Below are 16,585 nucleotides of genomic sequence, written 5' to 3' on the forward strand. Positions count from 1 at the left end.
AGGGTCAGGCCGCGGAGACGATGTTCTCGTCGATGACCTTGCTGTAGATGGATTCGAAGGTGTCAAGCGTGTACTCGATGTCGTGTTTGGCCACCACATCGAGTGAGGCCCTGGCCATCGTGTCGAGGTCGTCCTCGGAAAGCTCACAGATCTGCGTGAAGCGCGAAGCCAACTCCTCGATATCCCTTGGCGGGAACAGGAAACCGTTGATCCCGTCTCTGACGAGGTGCGGCAGGGCCACCGCGTCAGCGAGGACGACTGGCTTTCGGGAGGCCAGCGCCTCCAGCGTCGCGATCGACTGAAGCTCGGCGGTCGAGGGCATACAGAAGAACGTGCAGCGCTGGTAGGCGTCCATGAGCTCCTTGTCGCTGATCTTGCCCAAGACATGGACGCGGTCGGCGATGCCGAGTTCGGCAGCCAATTCCTTGAGCGGCTCTTCCTGGTCCCCGCCACCGACGATGTCGGCTTCGAGTCCGAGCGCCGGATCAGTCTTCGCGAGCGCTTCGACGATGTCGGCGGCGTGCTTCTCTGAGGAGAGTCGGCCCACAAAGAGGACTCGCGGTGGCGCTGAACCCGAAACGGGATCAGGCACTGTCGCAGGCTGAACGGCTTCATCGTCGCGCAGATGCGCGAAGCGCTCCAGGTCGATGCCACACGAGACTGCTCGGATGGGGGAGGTGAACCCATTCTGGGTGAGAAGGTCGGCGGCCAGCTGCGTCGGCACGGTGATGAAGTCCGCGGACTGGAATTTTCTGCGCAGATCCCACCAGGCGACAGCGGTGCCTCCGTCGAGAAGCGATTTCGGCGCCCGCAGATACGGGCGAACATTGTCGGGCATGAAGTGGTTCGTGGCGACTACGGGAATGCCGCGCCTGCTCGCCTCAGAGAATGCGTAGCGCCCGATGACGAAGTGTGCCTGTGTGTGAACGACATCGGGTTGAAGAGTGTCGAGGAGGCGGGACAGCTCCGGTTTCGTCTCCCACGGCATGCAGATGGTCCAGGTGGGGTGCAGGAGCCACCGATGTGAGGTCATGCGGTGGACGGTGACACCATCCTCGGTGCTCACTGAGGCCTTGCCTGTTGCAGAGGGACAGGCGACGTGAACATCGTTGCCGCGGGCAGCGAGCCCAGCAGCCAGACGTTCCGCGAACTTCGCGGCACCATTGACCTCGGGAGCGTAGGTCTCCGTCGGGATGAGAATACGGCGGGCTGGGGTGTGGCTGTGGGCGGACAGGATTCAACTCTCCTCGGTGTCGGTCAACTGGTCTGTGCGACGAGCGACTCGACGCTGGTGTTCTCGATCTTTGACATCGGGGTGATACCGCGACAATACAACGACGCCCAGACAGGCGACCAATCCGGTGGCTGCGATCACGACGATGAGCCAGACCGGAGCGGCCGATACTTCGCCCAAGACGACCGAGCCGAGGACCACAGCACCGATCGGGTCGACGACAGTCAGGCCGGCGATGACCATCTCCGGGGGGCCGGCCGCATAGGCATTCTGCACGAACCAGGACCCGAGCGCCGTCGCAACGATGAGGCCGACGACGTTGAGCCATGTGACCTGGTCCAGTCCTGCCCGCAGCAGTTGGACGCTGACGAGGTGGGTATTCGTGGCCACACACGCGAACAGCAGGCCTGCGGCCATGATGAGGACGAGCTGGGGCGCGCTCCGGAAGAAGACCATGATGGACAGGCCGGCAGCGACGACGACAGCGGTGATCCAGACCAGCGGCAGCGCGTCGGAGCCCAGATGCACCTCTGTACGAGCGGTGGTGGCTGACAGCGCTACGAAGATGGTCACACCCACGGTGCACCAGACGACTGCCTGGACAAGACGCCGATTGACCTTGAGTCCACGATGGCGCACACCCAGAAGTACAGACACGATGAGGGAGAAGGCACCGACAGGTTGGACGACCATCACCGGGGCAAGCGCCAGAGCGACGATATTGCCCACAGTGCCCAGGCCGGTGATGACCAGTCCGATCAGCCATTTCCTGTTGCTCAGCAGCTCTTTGAAATGAGCCCAGCTCAGCCCGTTGTGGGAGTTATTCTGACCTGCGACGGCTTCATGTTGGTACAGCGCTCCATAGGCCAGAGCCACCGCCGCCAGGACGGCGAGGGCGATTGCCACTAAGGTCACGTGCTCTTCTTCCGCTGCATGGATGGGGAGAGGAATCCCTTTGATTTTACAGTGCGGTCACCTCGCCGAGGTGGTTGTTGACTGGGTTTGTCCTGACTGTACGGATTCCACGGTATCTGGTGGTGGGGTTAACCGGAACTGTGAGCTAAAGCACTGTTGTCCGCTTTGTCGCAGACCTTGGGTCTTTGCTAAGCTGACACAACGTGCGCAGGCAACTGCGACATTCCTCCGTAGCTCAGTTGGCAGAGCATTCGACTGTTAATCGAAGGGTCGCTGGTTCGAGCCCAGCCGGGGGAGCAGCTCAGGCCCCGTCCGTTTAGACGGGGCCTTTGTCGTGCCCTCGATTCTGAAGCAGTCAGTGTCGGCGCGCTCGCGAGGAACGGGAATAGTTGATCGATCAAGCAGGTTGTCTCGGGTATGAAGGCATTCGGGTTCTTGAGTTTCGGTCACTACGGGTCGGGAAGTGCTCCAGGGGAGTACGGGGCGAAGGAAGCGCTGCAGCAAGCAGTCGAGATCGGTGTCGGAGCCGACGATCTCGGCGTCAACGGCGCCTACTTCCGAGTCCATCACTTCGCTGAGCAGGCGGCTTCGCCGATGCCGTTGTTGGCAGCGATCGCGGCCAGGACCTCTCGAATCGAGGTCGGTACCGGTGTCATCGACATGCGCTACGAGAACCCTCTCTATCTGGCAGAGGAAGCCGCAGCCCTTGACCTGCTCTCGGATCAGCGTGTGGCACTGGGCATCAGCCGCGGATCACCGGAACCAGCCGACCAAGGCTGGGAATCCTTCGGCTACAGCGACAGCGATGATGCGAAAGCGGCGAACATGGCCCGCGACAAGTTCGCACGATTCCTGTCCGCCATCAGGGGCGATGAGATCGCGCCTGCGGATCCGATGCAGTTCGGACCCGATAGGAAGCTGCGTGTCGAACCTCATTCGCCCGGTCTTGACCAACGTGTCTGGTGGGGCGCCGGAACCGCAGCGACCGCCGAATGGGCGGCTGCTCAGGGCGTGAATATGATGAGCTCGACCCTGCTGACCGAGGCGACCGGCGCTTCATTCGGCGAACTGCAACGCGATCAGATCGATCGTTATCGTGCAGCGTGGAAGTCCGCCGGCCATGACTGGACTCCGCGCGTGTCCGTCAGCCGCAGCATCTTTCCGATCACCACAAACCTCGATGACCTCTACTTCGGCCGTCGCTCCGACGGGCAAGGTGATCAGATCGGCATCATCGACGGCACCCGCTCGACCTTCGGCAAGACCTACGCCGGCGAGCCCGACGAACTCATCGAAGCGCTCAAGGCCGACCCTGCCGTCGAAGCCGCAGACACGGTGCTGCTGACGATCCCGAGCCAACTGGGAGTCGACTACAACCTCCACATCCTGGAATCCTTCGCCAGCTACGTCGCTCCGGCCCTGGGATGGCAGCCCAACACCTCTGGTCCGGTGACCGGCTCGACGATGTGATTTCCCCGGGGCGCGAGCACGGACACGTATGATGAAACAGTTCCCACAAAGGGGACTGTCGAATCGACTAGGTTCCGCACGGTGACCTCTGTGCGGAATTCGGTCCGAGCAGAGGTGATCAGGTGAGCGACGGCCAGCGCATGAATCAGGTTCAGAGACGAATCGTCCTCATCGGTCTCGTCCCGCTCTTCATGTCTCTGCTCTCAGTCTCAATCATCAACGTCGTCCTGCCGGCCATTGAGACTGATCTCCAGGCCTCGTCCTCTGCCCTGCAGTGGGTCCTCACCGGCTACGCCCTGTCCTTCGGCGTCGTGCTCGTGGCAGCAGGACGAGCAGGAGACGTCTTCGGCCGCGGCCAACTGTTCATGATCGGAGTGGGCCTGTTCGGCCTCGCCTCACTCGTTGCCGGCATCGCCCCCGGTGCACTGACTCTCAATATTGCTCGCGTCTTCATGGGGCTCGGGTCAGGTCTGCTCAATCCGCAGGTCGTGGGACTGCTGCAGCAGTACTTTCAAGGGCCGCAGCGCGGGCGCGCCTTCGGACTTATGGGCACCACCGTCGGCCTCTCCGTCGCAACAGGTCCGATCCTCGGCGGTGTCTTCCTCGCTCTCTTCGGCCCTGAGCTCGGCTGGCGTGCGGCCTTTCTCGTCAATGTCCCCTTCGCAGTCATCTCCCTCATACTCGCCAAAAGCTGGCTGCCGAAATCAGCCTGGCACCCTATCGCCGCCAACGACGGGTCCGATGCGAACCCGACGGCCGCCTCGGCGAACGGGGGACACGTCCCGAACAGGGAGCGCGACCTCGATCCCGTCGGAGTCATCCTCCTCGGTGTCGGAGTCCTCCTTGTGCTGCTGCCCTTCGTCGAGTCCTCGGTCGGCTGGTTCATCTGGCTCGGCCTACCTCTGGGACTCATCACGATCTGGCTCTGGACCCGGTGGGAGCGCCGGTACTCCGCCCGTGGACACGCTCCCATGGTCGATCTGAACCTGTTCAGCATTCGGAGCTTCAGCAACGGTTCGATCATCATCACCCTGTACTTCATGGGCGTGACGAGCGTCTGGGTGCTCATCGCCATGTACATGCAACAGGGGTTGGGCCACACCGCGCTGGCGGCGGGCATGATCGGCCTTCCGGCCGCCCTGCTGTCGGCTGTGTCGGCAGATGTGTCCGGACGTTTCGTGTTCCAGATCGGACGCCGACTCGTCGTCTGGGGGATCGTCACCTGCCTGGTGGGCCTCGTCTCGACGATCGGCGTCGTCTTCCTCCTCACACAGGGCATCGGCAGCGAATGGTGGATGCTGCTGACTTTGAGCTTCATCGGAGCTGCCCAGGGAATGGTCATCAGCCCGAACCAGACCCTGACGCTGCAGGAAGTGCCGCTGAAGTATGCGGGATCGGCCGGGGGAGTCCTGCAGACGGGCCAACGCATCGGCACGTCGATGGGCTTGGCAATCATGACCGCGCTGGCCTTCGCCGTCACGGCGATCAGCGATTGGAACATCGGCATGATCGCCTCGTTCGCGGCCATTGCGCTCATCGTGATCCTGGCCGGAATCGTCGGTCTGGCCGAGGTCAGACGAGGCCGGCGCCGTCAGCTCTGAGCGCAATAATGTTACGGAATTTAGACAATCGCGTCTGTTCTCATGTGGAAGACTGTGAACGCATGTTTGCCCATGGAAGGACATATGGTGGTTGAGGCGGTACACGATCTGGACCTGGCTCTCGAAGAGTTGGTGCGCTCAGGTGGGATCGAAACCTATTTCGCCCCTGTCGTCGATGCGTACACCTTCGACAAAGTGGGATATCAGATCCTCCAGGCCCCCATCGATGACCCGGCACTCGGGCACGCTGAATCCGAAAATCTGCGCCGCGAGATGCATGCCTCGGCGATGATCGGCGATATCGATGCTTCACTTCGGGCAACAGCTCTGAGGACTGCCGAGGCGGCGGGACTGCCCAAGTCGAACCGGCTCTTCCTCCACGCAGAAGGCGAATCCTTCGCCACCCTTGAAGATCGCACCGAAGAACCCGACCGCTCAGTCATCCTGCAGCTCGATGCCTCCCGCGTGTCGTCCTCACCAGCGTCCGTCCTCCGCGCGGTCCGTCAGGCCCGGTCGATGGGCTGGGGCGTGGGAATGTCCTCGGTCGGTGCTGACCTGCGGAGCACCTCATTCGTGCCTTTGGTCAATCCGTCTGTCGTTGGTCTTCACCCGGACGTTCTTCGCATCGACTGCGAATCGCATCTGGCCGAGCTCAATCGACTTCTTCATGCTCACCTCGAACGCACTGGAGCCGTGATCCTTGCAGAAGGGGTCACCACCGAGGATGATCTCGACCGGGTGCGAGCTCTGGGCGCACGCTTCATGTCAGGACCGTACTTCGGCCCCGCGACCAAGGAACCCGAACCATTCGCAGAACCGATCGAGGACGGTCTGGTCGATCACCATTCGCGTAACCTTCCGGCACTGGGCACTCCCTATTCGATCGCCCAGGGTCTGCGGCGTGAACCTCTGGTGATGAATCGTGAGCTGCTGATCGCTCAGATCGCTGCCCTCGAAGAACGCGCCCTGGCTTCAGGTGCCGCCACAATCACCCTCGGAGTCTTCGGCGAAGACGAGACCTTCTCCCAAGCCACCCGCGATCGCTATGAACGCATCCGCGACACGGTGGGACTGACCGCGATGTTCTCCGGTGGGTTCACCGAACCGCCGATCTCTGGTGTACGCACAGGCGTCGTCGATGCGTCGGATCCCATGCGCAATGAGCACGGTGTCGTCGTGGTCGGTCCCGATTGGTCGGGTCTGGTTGCCGCGTCTAAACGCAACGATCCCGGCAGTGATGGTCAGACTGTCTTCGACGTCTACATCACGACGGAACGCTACACCTGCGTCGACGCCGCGCGCAGTGCGCTGACACGCATTTCGCCGGTGTCCTCAACCAGCTGAAGGACTCAACCCCCGTCGGGCAAACGTTGGGGCTCCAGCGGCTGCGCTGCGTGTGAGCCGAATGGGTCCGGGCCGTCAGTTGGTGCTAATCTTATTTCTGCTCGCCCCCGTAGCTCAGCTGGTCAGAGCAGGGAACTCATAATTCCTTGGTCGTCGGTTCAAGTCCGACCGGGGGCACCACTGATATAGCATCGGTGCATGACGATTGTCGTTCGTACCCCAGTCATCGAAGACGCCACGGCCATGGCCAAGGTCCATGTCGAGACATGGCTGGAAACGTACCAGGGCACTATGCCCGATGACGTCCTCTTCGCACCAGATTCTCTCCAGCGCCGAGAACACATGTGGAACTCACTTCTGGCTGGCGGCACTTCAGGCAAACTCACTATCGCGGTCGCTGAACACGATCGTCAGCTGGTCGGAATTGCTATGTCTGGGCCATCTGACGACGAAGACCGTCAGGGGGAGTCGGAGCTGTTCGTCCTCTACACCTACGAATCGGTCCACGGCCAAGGTGCAGGTGCCAAGCTCTTGGAGGCAGTCGTTGCACCAGATGAGTCTGTGTCCTTGTGGGTCGCTGACCCCAACCCGCGGGCGCAGGCGTTCTACTGCAAGATGGGATTCGCTCCTGACGGTTCCCGCAGCACCGACGATGATGATGGTGTCACCGAGATCCGGATGATCCGACCATCCCGATAGAGTCTTCGCCGCTGTGTGTCAGTCAACGTCTTCTGTTCGAGGAACGTGTTTTCCCGGAGTGAATGTCTCTCCCGACAGCGGCGCGTATGCCGTCCACTCGCCATCGGGACCGGCCTCAGCCACCAGCTGTGCCGCGCGTTCGTCCTCAGCGTCGAGTTCAGCAACGATGGTGGAAAATGCGGCAAAAGCCTCGTCGTTGTCTGCTGGGCTGCGGCTCTGAACCGTGTACGTCGGTGCGTGATGTTCGTACGAGGCGAATTCGACAACGAATTCCTCGCCGAGTTCGTTCGCGACCTGCCCGGCCAGATCGATGCCTGTCTGCGTGAAGGTTCGAGCTTCTTCCGCTGATTTCCAGTTGAAGTCGGCATCCAACGCTTCGTAGTACGACTGTTCCCACGCGTCGAGCTGATGAATCAGGTCTGGGGACAGGCCGGTGTCCTCATAGTCAATTGGAAAGACGAGCCACAGGACAGTGTCTGCATAGTCCGGGAACATGCGCACGGTGGTGGTTGTGCAGTTCTCATCCGTCATGCCGCCATCGTAGAGCACAAGGTGGCTGGTCCCCAACGACCTTCCGTGTCCGGGAAGCTGGCATTGAGCTGACCGGCTCCCTTCCTGTGCTGGTGCAGATCTCGGCTACACGCGACGCCACCAGGTCTTTCGGTGCTTGGCGCACAGGAAAAACTCGTCTATCATAGGCTCTAGCACCTCCTTTCGGATCGTAGGGGAAGACGTATCCGAGGTAGGAGGCACAAATGGATATGACACAGGGCGTACTATTCGTCCACTCAGCACCTCGCGCGCTTTGCCCGCATATTGAATGGGCAGCGGGCGGGGCAATCGGTGCACAGGCACGCTTCGACTGGACACCCCAGCCGGCAGCGCCAGGTCTTGTGCGCGCCGAGGTCTGCTGGCGAGCGCCAGCGGGTTCTGGTGCTCGCATCGCATCCGCACTTCGCGGATGGGACTCACTGCGCTATGAGGTGACCGAGGAGCCATCTGCCGGAGTCGACGGAGGCCGTTGGAGTCACACTCCGGAGCTCGGTATCTACCACGCGGTCACCGACTCTGCTGGCAATATTCTGGTTCCCGAAGATCGCATCCGCTCCGTCATGGAACGCGCCTCCGGTGATCCGATCAAACTTTCCACTGAGATGGCGCTGGCCCTGGGCGAAGCCTGGGACGAGGAGCTTGATGCCTTCCGCCACGCTGGCGAGGGCGCACCAGTGCGCTGGCTGACAAAGGTCGGCTGAGACTCTCACACAGCTTCCTGCGACGTTGATCCGATGACGTCCCTGAAGCTGCGGTAAACGACTATGGGCACACCTTCCTACCTCGGGTGTGCCCATAGTCGTATTCACGTGTGAGAGTTTGCAATGCCTCGAGTTCGACGCTGCTGCCGCAGTCTCGTTCTAGGGTGCTCCAGATACAGATCGGGGCCCCAGCATAATTGCTGGGGCCCCGATCTGATCGCTGCTCAGAGGCTGTACTGGTTTCGATGAACCAGTGCAGGAGCAACGCCGCCTCGTGAAGTGCTATCGCATCACAAAGCTCTATCGCTGATTTATACCGACTTGAAGGCGACGACGGCGTTGTGCCCACCGAAGCCGAACGAGTTCGTAATCGCTGCGATATCTCCGGCGGGAAGTTCTGCAGGATTGTCGCGCACGATGTTGATGCCCACGACGTCCGGGTCGACTTCCTCGATGTTGATCGTCGGGGGAGCCGTGCGAGTCTCCAAGGCCTTGACGGTGAGGATCGACTCGACTGCGCCGGTTCCGCCCAGCAGGTGACCGGTCATCGACTTGGTCGCACTCACGAGAGCATCTCCGACGTGAGAGCCCAGCAGTTGGCTGATCGCCAAGGACTCCGGGATGTCGCCCACTGGTGTCGACGTGGCGTGCGCGTTGACGTGCTTGACGTCTGCGGGGCTCAGGTCCGCGTTGTCCAGCGCACTCTGCATCGCACGCAGCGCGTACTGACCGCCTGGCTCACCACCGGTGATGTGGTAGGCGTCGTTTGAGATGCCCCAGCTGGAGACCTCGGCGTAGATCTTCGCACCACGAGCCTTGGCGTGCTCTTCGGTCTCGAGGATGAGAGTTCCTGCACCCTCACCCATGACGAAACCATCGCGGCCGGTGTCGTATGGGCGTGACGCAGTCTCAGGGGAGTCTGTCCGACGTGAGAGCGCCTGCATCGAGTTGAATGAGGCGATCGTGATCGGGTGGATCGCGGCTTCGGAGCCACCTGCGATCACGATGTCGGCGTGACCTGAGGCTACAACGTCGTAGGCGTGGCCCAGGCTCTCGGTCGACGAGGCGCAAGCGGAGACCATGGTCTGGACTCCGGCACGGGCCTTGAACTCCATGCCGATGGCTGCGGCTGGCCCGTTGGGCATGAGCATCGGCACGGTCAGAGGCATGACCCGGCGAGGGCCCTCTTCCTGGAGTGTGTCCCAGGCGTCGAGCAGAGTCCAGACTCCGCCGATTCCGGTCGCCCAGGAGACGGCGGTGCGGTCTGGGTCAGTTTCCTCGAGGCCGGCGTCGGCCATGGCCTCTCGGGCGGAGATCAATGCGAATTGGGAGGAGGGGTCGAGGCGTTTGGCCTGGACGCGCTTGAGATTCTCGGGAACGACCTGTGGGTCGACCTGTGCTGCGAAGTCGACGGCGAGGCCGTACTTCTCGGACCAATCATTGTCCATTGTGTGGACGCCGGACTTGCCGGCCAGGATGGCTTGCCACGTGGCATCGGCCGTCGCGCCCAATGGGGTTACCGCACCAATCCCGGTGACGACAACTTTAGGTGTCATGGTACAAACCTCGTCGATAGTGTGGACACGGCCCGTCGGTGGACGGGCCGTGTACGGCTAGTTTCTCAGGCCTCTTGAGCCTTGTTGATGTAGTCAACAGCGTCCTGGACGGTGACGAGGTCTTTGACGTCGTCATCCGGAATCTTCACGCCGAACTTCTTCTCAGCGTTGACGACGATGGTCATCATCGAGATGGAGTCGATGTCGAGGTCATCGGTGAAAGACTTGTTGGCCTCGACTGCTTCCACAGCCAAACCGGTCTCTTCGTTGACGATCTCTGCCAGTCCAGCGAGGACTTCAGCTTCGGTGAATGCCATTACTTTCCTACTTTCTAGTGTCAGCCGAGGGTTGGTCGACTGGTTGAGGAACTTTTCGACGAGTGTCCCGCCGAATATCTTAGGACATTCACGGAGAGTTTTCCGTGAATGAACCCGTTTAAGGGAGACGGATCACTTGTGCACCGAAGACCAGACCGGCTCCGAAACCGATCTGCAGTGCCAATCCTCCGCTGAGTTCGGGCTGTTCGCGCAGCAGACGCTCGGTGGCCAAGGGAATCGACGCCGAGGAGGTGTTGCCGTTGTCTGCGATATCTCGAGCGATGACGACTGATTCGGGCAGCTTGAGCTGCTTGGCCAGTTCGTCGATGATGCGCATATTCGCCTGATGGGGGATGAAGGCAGCCAGGTCAGAGGCTTCGATGCCGGATTCGGCAAGGGCCTCCTTGGCCACTTCGGCACCATCCCAGACGGCCCAACGGAAGACGGTCGGCCCGTCCTGGCGAAGGGTCGGGAATGGGGTCTCGCGGTCGTCGCGGACGTCATAGAGGGACTCGGTCATACGGATCGTCGACCAGTTCTCACCCTTCGAACCCCAGACGGTCTTCGAGATGCCCGGCTCGTCGGAGGACGAGACGACGACAGCGCCGGCTCCGTCACCGAGGATGAAGGAGATCGAACGATCCTCCGGGTCGATGACCTCGGAGAGCTTCTCAGCGCCGATGACCAGGATGTTGTCCATGGCTCCGGAGCGGACCAGTGCGTCGGCCTGTCCGATGCCGTAGCAGTAGCCGGCGCATGCGGCGCTGATGTCCCAGGCCGGGATGTGGCCGGTTCCCAGGCGATCGGTCAGTGCCGCTGCCGCTGACGGTGTGAAGTACTCGAAGGTGACGGTGGCGATGATGATGCCGCCGATGTCCTCGGGTTTGAGGCCCGAAGATGCGATTGCCTCGAGGGCTGCTTCCTCGCACATGTCGAGGACGCCGACGTCCTTGCTGGCCCGCCTGCGGGTGATGATGCCGGTGCGCTGGCGGATCCACTCATCGGAGGAGTTGATGGGGCCGGCGATGTCGTCGTTGGTGACGAGGTTCTCGGCGCGGTAGGCGCCGATGCCCGTGATCTTGGAGAAGCTTCCGGGCTCTGCGGTCTTCAGTGTTGGCATGGTGGTCTTCCTTTGATGATCAGGCGTGGGCCGCGGCGAACTCACGCGCCCCGTCGAGGTCTGCGGCGGATTTGATGGCGAATGTCTCCACGCCCTTCATGGCGCGTCGTGCAATGCCGGTGAGAGTTCCACCGGGGACGAGTTCGATCATTCCGGTGATGCCCGCGTTCAGGAGGGTCTCCTGGCACAGGTCCCAGCGGACCGGGTTGGTGACCTGTTTGACGAGACGGCCGACGTAGTCCTGTCCGTCCTCGACGACGGTGCCGTCGGAGTTGCTGAGGATCTTCGTGCCCGGGTCGGCAATCTCCAGCGCCGAGGCGGTGGCGGCCAGTTCAGCGGTTGCCGGAGCCATGAAATCGGTGTGGAAGGCACCGGCCACAGGCAAGGCGATGACTCGGGCCTTCTCCGGTGGGTTCTCGGCTAGCTTGCCGAGGCTCTCCTTCGATCCTGCTGCCACGGTCTGCCCGCCGCCGTTGACATTGGCCGGGCTTGCCCCGGCAGCTTCGATCGCGGCCAGAACGTCCTCGGGGTCGCCGCCGACGACGGCTGACATTCCCGTTGGTGTATGGGCGGCGGCGGATGCCATGCCGGCACCACGGACAGAGACGAAGCGCATGGCGTCAGACGCTGTGAAGATCCCAGCGATCTGTGCTGCCGCGATCTCACCGACGGAGTGTCCGGCGACATAGTCGGCCTTGACTCCGAGTTCCGCTGCGCACGCGATTGCTGACGCGACGAGCAGCGGCTGCGCCAGAGCTGTGTCCTTGATGGTCTCATCATCCGATTCGGTTCCGTGCTCTCGCAGGTCGATCCCGGATGCGGAGGAGAGTTCGTCGATCTGTGCGGCGAAGGCGTCAAGTTCCAGGAAGGAACTCAGAAAGCCCGACTTCTGGGCACCTTGGCCCGGGCAGGTGATTGCTAGCACTCAGTTCTCTTTTCGCTCGACTTCGGTGTTCAATCTAGTGGATGGATCGTACAGATCAGTGTGTTTTGTCGGTGTTCGACAATAGCCCGGCATCTGACAGTCGCCCGTAGACCAATGCGATGTGGATGACGAATGCGTCGCGGGAGACTGTGGGATCGAGTGAGATCGCCGAGGTGATCTTCCGCAGCCGGTATCTCACCGTATTCGGGTGGACGGACAGCGCCTTGGCCGTGGCTTCCAAGGACGAACCGAATTCGACGTAGGCGCTGACTGTTTTGAGCAGCTGTCCAGTCCCCGAGGTCAACGGTTCGTAGTAGCGGCTGATGAGTTCTCCCAGTGCGACGGTGTCCCCGGCCAGGGCACGTTCAGGTAGGAGCTCCTCTGCCCTGACGGGGCGTGGGGAGTCGGGGCGGGCGGTGGCGGCCTTGAGCGCCATGATCGCTGCCTTCGCCGAGGTGGCGGCTTCGGCCAGTGATGACACGCTGGGACCCACGATGACCTCGGAGGGTCCGAAGCAGTCGGAGAGGTCTTCGACGGCGGTGTCGAGTTCGGTGGCACCGCCGAGGACGATGAGCAGTCGGTTGTCGTGAATGCCGACGAGTGCATCATCGGCCCATTTGCGGGCCTTGCGACGAATGACGTCGAGGCCGCGTTTGGCCGACCGCTGCGGGGCCCGTCCGACGAGGACGCTGACAGGTCCCTCGGACTGCCAACCGAAGGCCGCCGTACGGCTGGCCAACTCGTCGACGGAGTCACCGCGGACGAGGGCATCGACGACCATCGCCTCCAGGCGGGCGTCCCAGCTGCCCCGGGCTTCGGCGGCTCGGGCATAGACGTCTGCTGCGGCGAAGGCGATCTCACGGGAGTAGACGAGGACGGCTTCCCGCAGGGCCGGCTGTTCTACCGCACGCGCAATGTCGGGTACTCGTTCTTCGACGACCTCGACGACGACCTTGAGCAGCTGCAGCGTCTGCTGCAGGCTGATGGCTCGGATGAGGTCGCGGGGGGCGGACTTGAAGATCTCGCTGACGACCCGCAGATCCGTATCGGGTTTGCGATACCAGTCGATGAAGGACGAGATGCCTGACTGGGCCAAGAGTCCGACCCAGGAGCGATCCGAGGGCGACATGCTGCGGTACCAGGGGAGCCGAGCTTCGAGTCTCTGCAGGGTCACAGTGGAAAGAACTCCCACTCCGGCCCGGAGACGACGTGCCGTCTCTGCGCGGCGCCGGAGCGTCTCGGCGTCTGTTGTCATGGACTCCACTTTAAACGCTTCAACACAATTCGCTTGTACACGACACACAAGTTTTTGTCGTTGGGGACAAGTATGGCCGGAGTCTTGGAGACTCCGGCCATACCGCCTGACACGGTGTGCTTAGGCGCCCGCACCTTCGGTTGAACCCGAAGTACCAGCGGTGACATCGTCGAGCTGGTACTTCCGAGCCGCCTCGGCGGCCTTATCGATCGAGATCGCCCCGGTATCGGCCAAGGAGATCAGGGCCTGAGTCACGACCGAGGGTCCATCGACGTGGTAGTAGCGGCGAGCGGCCGGACGCGTGTCCGAGATCGCGTAGCCGTCGGTGCCCAGCGAAGTGAAGTGACTGGGCACGTACTGCCGGATCTGATCCGGTACCGCACGCATGAAGTCCGAGGTTGCCACCACGGGACCCTCGACTTCGGACATCTTCTGAGTCACGTAGGGCACACGGGCCTCGGCGTCAGGATTGAGCAGCCGGTCATCTTCGGCATTGAGCCCATCGCGACGCAGTTCGGTCCATGACGTCACCGACCACACATCGGCGGATACGCCCCAGTCCTCGGCCAGCAGCTCCTGGGCCTCGAGGACCCACGGAACACCGACTCCGGAGGCCATGAGCTGAACCTTCGGGCCACCGTTGTCCGGTCCCTTTGACAGCAGGTACATGCCCTTGAGCACACCGTCGACGTCGAGGTCCTCGGGTTCAGGAGGCTGGACCATCGGTTCGTTGTACATCGTCAGGTAGTACATGACGTTGGGGTCGCGTTCATCGGCCGGGTCGTACATGCGGTGGATGCCGTCACGGACGATGCGGGCGATCTCGTAGGTGTACGCCGGGTCGTAGGACACGATCGACGGGTAGGTCGAGGCCAGCAGATGGGAATGACCGTCTCCGTGCTGCAGTCCTTCTGCCACGAGCGTGGTCCGTCCGGCGGTGGCGCCGAGGATGAACCCGCGGGCCATCTGGTCTCCTGCGGCCCAGAAGAAGTCGCCGCTGCGCTGGAACCCGAACATCGAGTAGAAGATGTAGAACGGGATCATCGGCTCACCGTGGGTGGCATAGGACGTGCCGACGGCGGTGAGAGCTGCGGTGGCGCCGGCCTCGTTGATGCCCACGTGGAGCAGCTGACCGTCGGTGGCTTCCTTGTAGGCGAGGAAGAGGTCGCGGTCGACCGAGATGTAGTTCTGGCCGTGCGGGTTGTAGATCTTCGCCGTCGGGAAGAACGAGTCCATACCGAAGGTGCGGGCCTCGTCGGGGATGATCGGCACGATGCGCTTGCCGAACTCCTTTTCGCGCATCAGGTCCTTGAGCACGCGGACGAATCCCATGGTGGTGGCGATCGTCTGCTTGCCCGAACCGCGCTTGCCGGCGTCGAAGGCCTTGTCGGAGGGCAGTTTGAGATCGATGTGCTTGCTGCGCCGTTCGGGGGAGTACCCGCCGAGTGCCGCACGTCGCTCCTGCATGTACTTGATCTCCGGAGCATCCTGCCCGGGGTGGTAGTACGGAGGCAGCTTCGGGTTCTCCTCGAGATCCTTGTCCGAGATCGGAATCTGGAAGTGATCACGGGCCAGCTTGAGATCGTCGATCGTCAGCTTCTTCATCTGGTGTGTGGCGTTGCGGGCCTCGAAGTGCGGTCCCAGGGAGTAGCCCTTGACGGTCTTGACGAGGATGACTGTCGGCTGACCGGTGTGCTCGGCGGCGGCCTTGTACGCTGCGTAGACCTTGCGGTAGTCGTGTCCACCGCGCTTGAGGTTCCAGATCCTCTCGTCGCTGTAGTCCTCGACCATGGCCTTCGTGCGAGGGTCGCGACCGAAGAAGTTGTCACGGACGAATCCACCCGACTCACCCTTGTACGTCTGGTAGTCACCGTCCGGGGTGGCATTCATGAGGTTGACGAGGGCGCCGTCACGGTCCTTGGCCAGGAGTTCGTCCCATTCGCGGCCCCAGACGACCTTGATGACGTTCCATCCGGCACCGCGGAAGTAGGCTTCGAGCTCCTGGATGATCTTGCCGTTGCCGCGCACCGGTCCGTCGAGGCGCTGCAGGTTGCAGTTGATGACAAAGTTGAGGTTGTCGAGTTCTTCGAAGGCGGCGACGTGGAGCATGCCGCGGCTCTCCGGTTCGTCGAGCTCGCCATCGCCGAGGAACGCCCAAGTCTGCTGCTGCGAGGTGTCCTTGATGCCGCGATTCTGCAGATACTTGTCGAACTGTGCCTGCGCGATCGCGTTCATCGGTCCCAGGCCCATCGACACCGTCGGGTGCTCCCAGAAGTCAGGCAGCTGGTGCGGGTGGGGATAGGAGGGCAGTCCGCTGGGTTTGCCGTCGATCTGATGGGACTGCTGCTGACGGAATCCGTCGAGGTCCTGTTCGCTCATCCGGCCTTCGAGATAGGCGCGAGCGTACATACCCGGTGAGGCGTGGCCCTGATAGAAGATGTGGTCACCGCCGCCGGGATGATCCTTGCCCCGGAAGAAGTGGTTGAGGCCGATTTCGTAGAGCGTGGCCGATGAGGCATAGGTCGAGATGTGACCGCCGACCTCGACTCCGGGCCGCTGAGCGCGGTGGACGAGCATCGCGGCGTTCCAGCGGTTCCAACGCCGGTAGCGTCGCTCCACCTCTTCGTCGCCGGGGAACCACGGTTCGTTCTCGGGACCGATCGTATTCACGTAGTCGGTGGCTGTCAGGCTGGGCACGCCGATCTGCTTCTCTCGCGAACGCTGGAGCATCCGCAGCATGACGTACCGTGCGCGTGATCGTCCGCCCTCGTCGATGAGGCCGTCCAGCGACGCCAGCCACTCCTCAGTCTCTTCGGGATCGATGTCGGGCACCTGGCTGGGCAGCCCATTGAGAATCGGTCCGCCCTGTTTCCGATTGTCCACGGTGTGGTCCTCT

Annotated in this window: 14 protein-coding genes and 2 tRNA genes; 7 read left to right on the forward strand and 9 right to left on the reverse strand. The window is 62.2% G+C overall.

Annotation, left to right across the window (positions count from 1 at the left end):
- Positions 1–4: 4 nt before the first annotated feature.
- Entirely contained in the window at positions 5–1,237 is a 1,233-nt protein-coding gene (locus BAUR9175_RS15270) for a glycosyltransferase (protein ID WP_307722858.1), read from the reverse strand.
- Positions 1,238–2,149 (reverse strand): DMT family transporter, encoded by a 912-nt coding sequence (locus BAUR9175_RS15275; RefSeq protein ID WP_240689160.1) that lies wholly within the window; start codon positions 2,147–2,149, stop codon positions 1,238–1,240. It lies immediately after the preceding gene.
- 224 nt (positions 2,150–2,373) lie between these two features.
- Between BAUR9175_RS15275 and BAUR9175_RS15280 the strand changes: the two genes are divergently transcribed.
- From BAUR9175_RS15280 to BAUR9175_RS15305, 6 genes are all read left to right on the forward strand, one after another.
- Positions 2,374–2,446, forward strand: a tRNA-Asn gene (locus BAUR9175_RS15280).
- A gap of 120 nt (positions 2,447–2,566) precedes the next feature.
- Positions 2,567–3,619 (forward strand): LLM class flavin-dependent oxidoreductase, encoded by a 1,053-nt coding sequence (locus BAUR9175_RS15285; RefSeq protein ID WP_096158709.1) that lies wholly within the window; start codon positions 2,567–2,569, stop codon positions 3,617–3,619.
- A 122-nt stretch (positions 3,620–3,741) separates the two neighbouring features.
- A complete protein-coding gene (locus BAUR9175_RS15290; protein WP_101584315.1) occupies positions 3,742–5,220 on the forward strand; it encodes an MFS transporter in 1,479 nt (492 codons plus the stop codon).
- 84 nt (positions 5,221–5,304) lie between these two features.
- The gene (locus BAUR9175_RS15295; RefSeq protein ID WP_009882405.1) at positions 5,305–6,564 is read left to right on the forward strand and encodes an EAL domain-containing protein; all 1,260 of its coding nucleotides are present in this window, start codon (positions 5,305–5,307) and stop codon (positions 6,562–6,564) included.
- A 103-nt stretch (positions 6,565–6,667) separates the two neighbouring features.
- Positions 6,668–6,744: transfer RNA gene (locus tag BAUR9175_RS15300), tRNA-Ile, on the forward strand.
- Positions 6,745–6,762: 18 nt separating this feature from the next.
- Entirely contained in the window at positions 6,763–7,263 is a 501-nt protein-coding gene (locus tag BAUR9175_RS15305) for a GNAT family N-acetyltransferase (RefSeq protein ID WP_101584317.1), read from the forward strand.
- An 18-nt stretch (positions 7,264–7,281) separates the two neighbouring features.
- Here BAUR9175_RS15305 and BAUR9175_RS15310 read toward each other — a convergent pair whose 3' ends face one another.
- On the reverse strand, positions 7,282–7,794 hold the full coding sequence (locus tag BAUR9175_RS15310) for an immunity protein CdiI family protein (protein WP_135447022.1): 513 nt from the start codon (positions 7,792–7,794) through the stop codon (positions 7,282–7,284).
- Positions 7,795–8,024: 230 nt separating this feature from the next.
- Between BAUR9175_RS15310 and BAUR9175_RS15315 the strand changes: the two genes are divergently transcribed.
- Complete coding sequence (locus BAUR9175_RS15315) at positions 8,025–8,516, forward strand: DUF3145 domain-containing protein (protein WP_069601345.1); 492 nt, start codon at positions 8,025–8,027, stop codon at positions 8,514–8,516.
- 311 nt (positions 8,517–8,827) lie between these two features.
- Here BAUR9175_RS15315 and BAUR9175_RS15320 read toward each other — a convergent pair whose 3' ends face one another.
- The 6 genes from BAUR9175_RS15320 to aceE form a co-directional block, all read right to left on the reverse strand.
- Positions 8,828–10,072, reverse strand: coding sequence for a beta-ketoacyl-[acyl-carrier-protein] synthase family protein (locus tag BAUR9175_RS15320; RefSeq protein ID WP_096160837.1), 1,245 nt, complete (start codon positions 10,070–10,072; stop codon positions 8,828–8,830).
- 65 nt (positions 10,073–10,137) lie between these two features.
- The gene (locus BAUR9175_RS15325) at positions 10,138–10,389 is read right to left on the reverse strand and encodes an acyl carrier protein (RefSeq protein ID WP_009882400.1); all 252 of its coding nucleotides are present in this window, start codon (positions 10,387–10,389) and stop codon (positions 10,138–10,140) included.
- 118 nt (positions 10,390–10,507) lie between these two features.
- The gene (locus tag BAUR9175_RS15330; protein ID WP_069600112.1) at positions 10,508–11,509 is read right to left on the reverse strand and encodes a beta-ketoacyl-ACP synthase III; all 1,002 of its coding nucleotides are present in this window, start codon (positions 11,507–11,509) and stop codon (positions 10,508–10,510) included.
- Between the two features lie 19 nt (positions 11,510–11,528).
- Entirely contained in the window at positions 11,529–12,434 is a 906-nt protein-coding gene (locus BAUR9175_RS15335) for an ACP S-malonyltransferase (RefSeq protein WP_069600113.1), read from the reverse strand.
- Between the two features lie 55 nt (positions 12,435–12,489).
- Positions 12,490–13,689: a PucR family transcriptional regulator gene (locus BAUR9175_RS15340; RefSeq protein WP_009882397.1), complete on the reverse strand. Its 1,200-nt coding sequence runs from the start codon at positions 13,687–13,689 to the stop codon at positions 12,490–12,492.
- A gap of 120 nt (positions 13,690–13,809) precedes the next feature.
- Complete coding sequence (gene aceE / locus BAUR9175_RS15345) at positions 13,810–16,572, reverse strand: pyruvate dehydrogenase (acetyl-transferring), homodimeric type (RefSeq protein ID WP_009882396.1); 2,763 nt, start codon at positions 16,570–16,572, stop codon at positions 13,810–13,812.
- Between the last annotated feature and the right edge of the window lie 13 nt (positions 16,573–16,585).

It is taken from the genome of Brevibacterium aurantiacum, from assembly GCF_900169065.1.
In the GTDB taxonomy this organism is placed as follows: domain Bacteria; phylum Actinomycetota; class Actinomycetes; order Actinomycetales; family Brevibacteriaceae; genus Brevibacterium; species Brevibacterium aurantiacum.

What these genes read in the sequence shown, in the direction of transcription:
- BAUR9175_RS15285 (WP_096158709.1), top strand. Translation starts at nt 2,567, where the DNA reads ATGAAGGCATTCGGGTTCTTGAGTTTCGGTCACTACGGGTCGGGAAGT.
- BAUR9175_RS15295 (WP_009882405.1), top strand. Translation starts at nt 5,305, where the DNA reads ATGGTGGTTGAGGCGGTACACGATCTGGACCTGGCTCTCGAAGAGTTG.
- BAUR9175_RS15305 (WP_101584317.1), top strand. Translation starts at nt 6,763, where the DNA reads ATGACGATTGTCGTTCGTACCCCAGTCATCGAAGACGCCACGGCCATG.
- BAUR9175_RS15310 (WP_135447022.1), bottom strand. Translation starts at nt 7,794, where the DNA reads ATGACGGATGAGAACTGCACAACCACCACCGTGCGCATGTTCCCGGAC.
- BAUR9175_RS15315 (WP_069601345.1), top strand. Translation starts at nt 8,025, where the DNA reads ATGACACAGGGCGTACTATTCGTCCACTCAGCACCTCGCGCGCTTTGC.
- BAUR9175_RS15320 (WP_096160837.1), bottom strand. Translation starts at nt 10,072, where the DNA reads ATGACACCTAAAGTTGTCGTCACCGGGATTGGTGCGGTAACCCCATTG.
- BAUR9175_RS15325 (WP_009882400.1), bottom strand. Translation starts at nt 10,389, where the DNA reads ATGGCATTCACCGAAGCTGAAGTCCTCGCTGGACTGGCAGAGATCGTC.
- BAUR9175_RS15330 (WP_069600112.1), bottom strand. Translation starts at nt 11,509, where the DNA reads ATGCCAACACTGAAGACCGCAGAGCCCGGAAGCTTCTCCAAGATCACG.
- BAUR9175_RS15340 (WP_009882397.1), bottom strand. Translation starts at nt 13,689, where the DNA reads ATGACAACAGACGCCGAGACGCTCCGGCGCCGCGCAGAGACGGCACGT.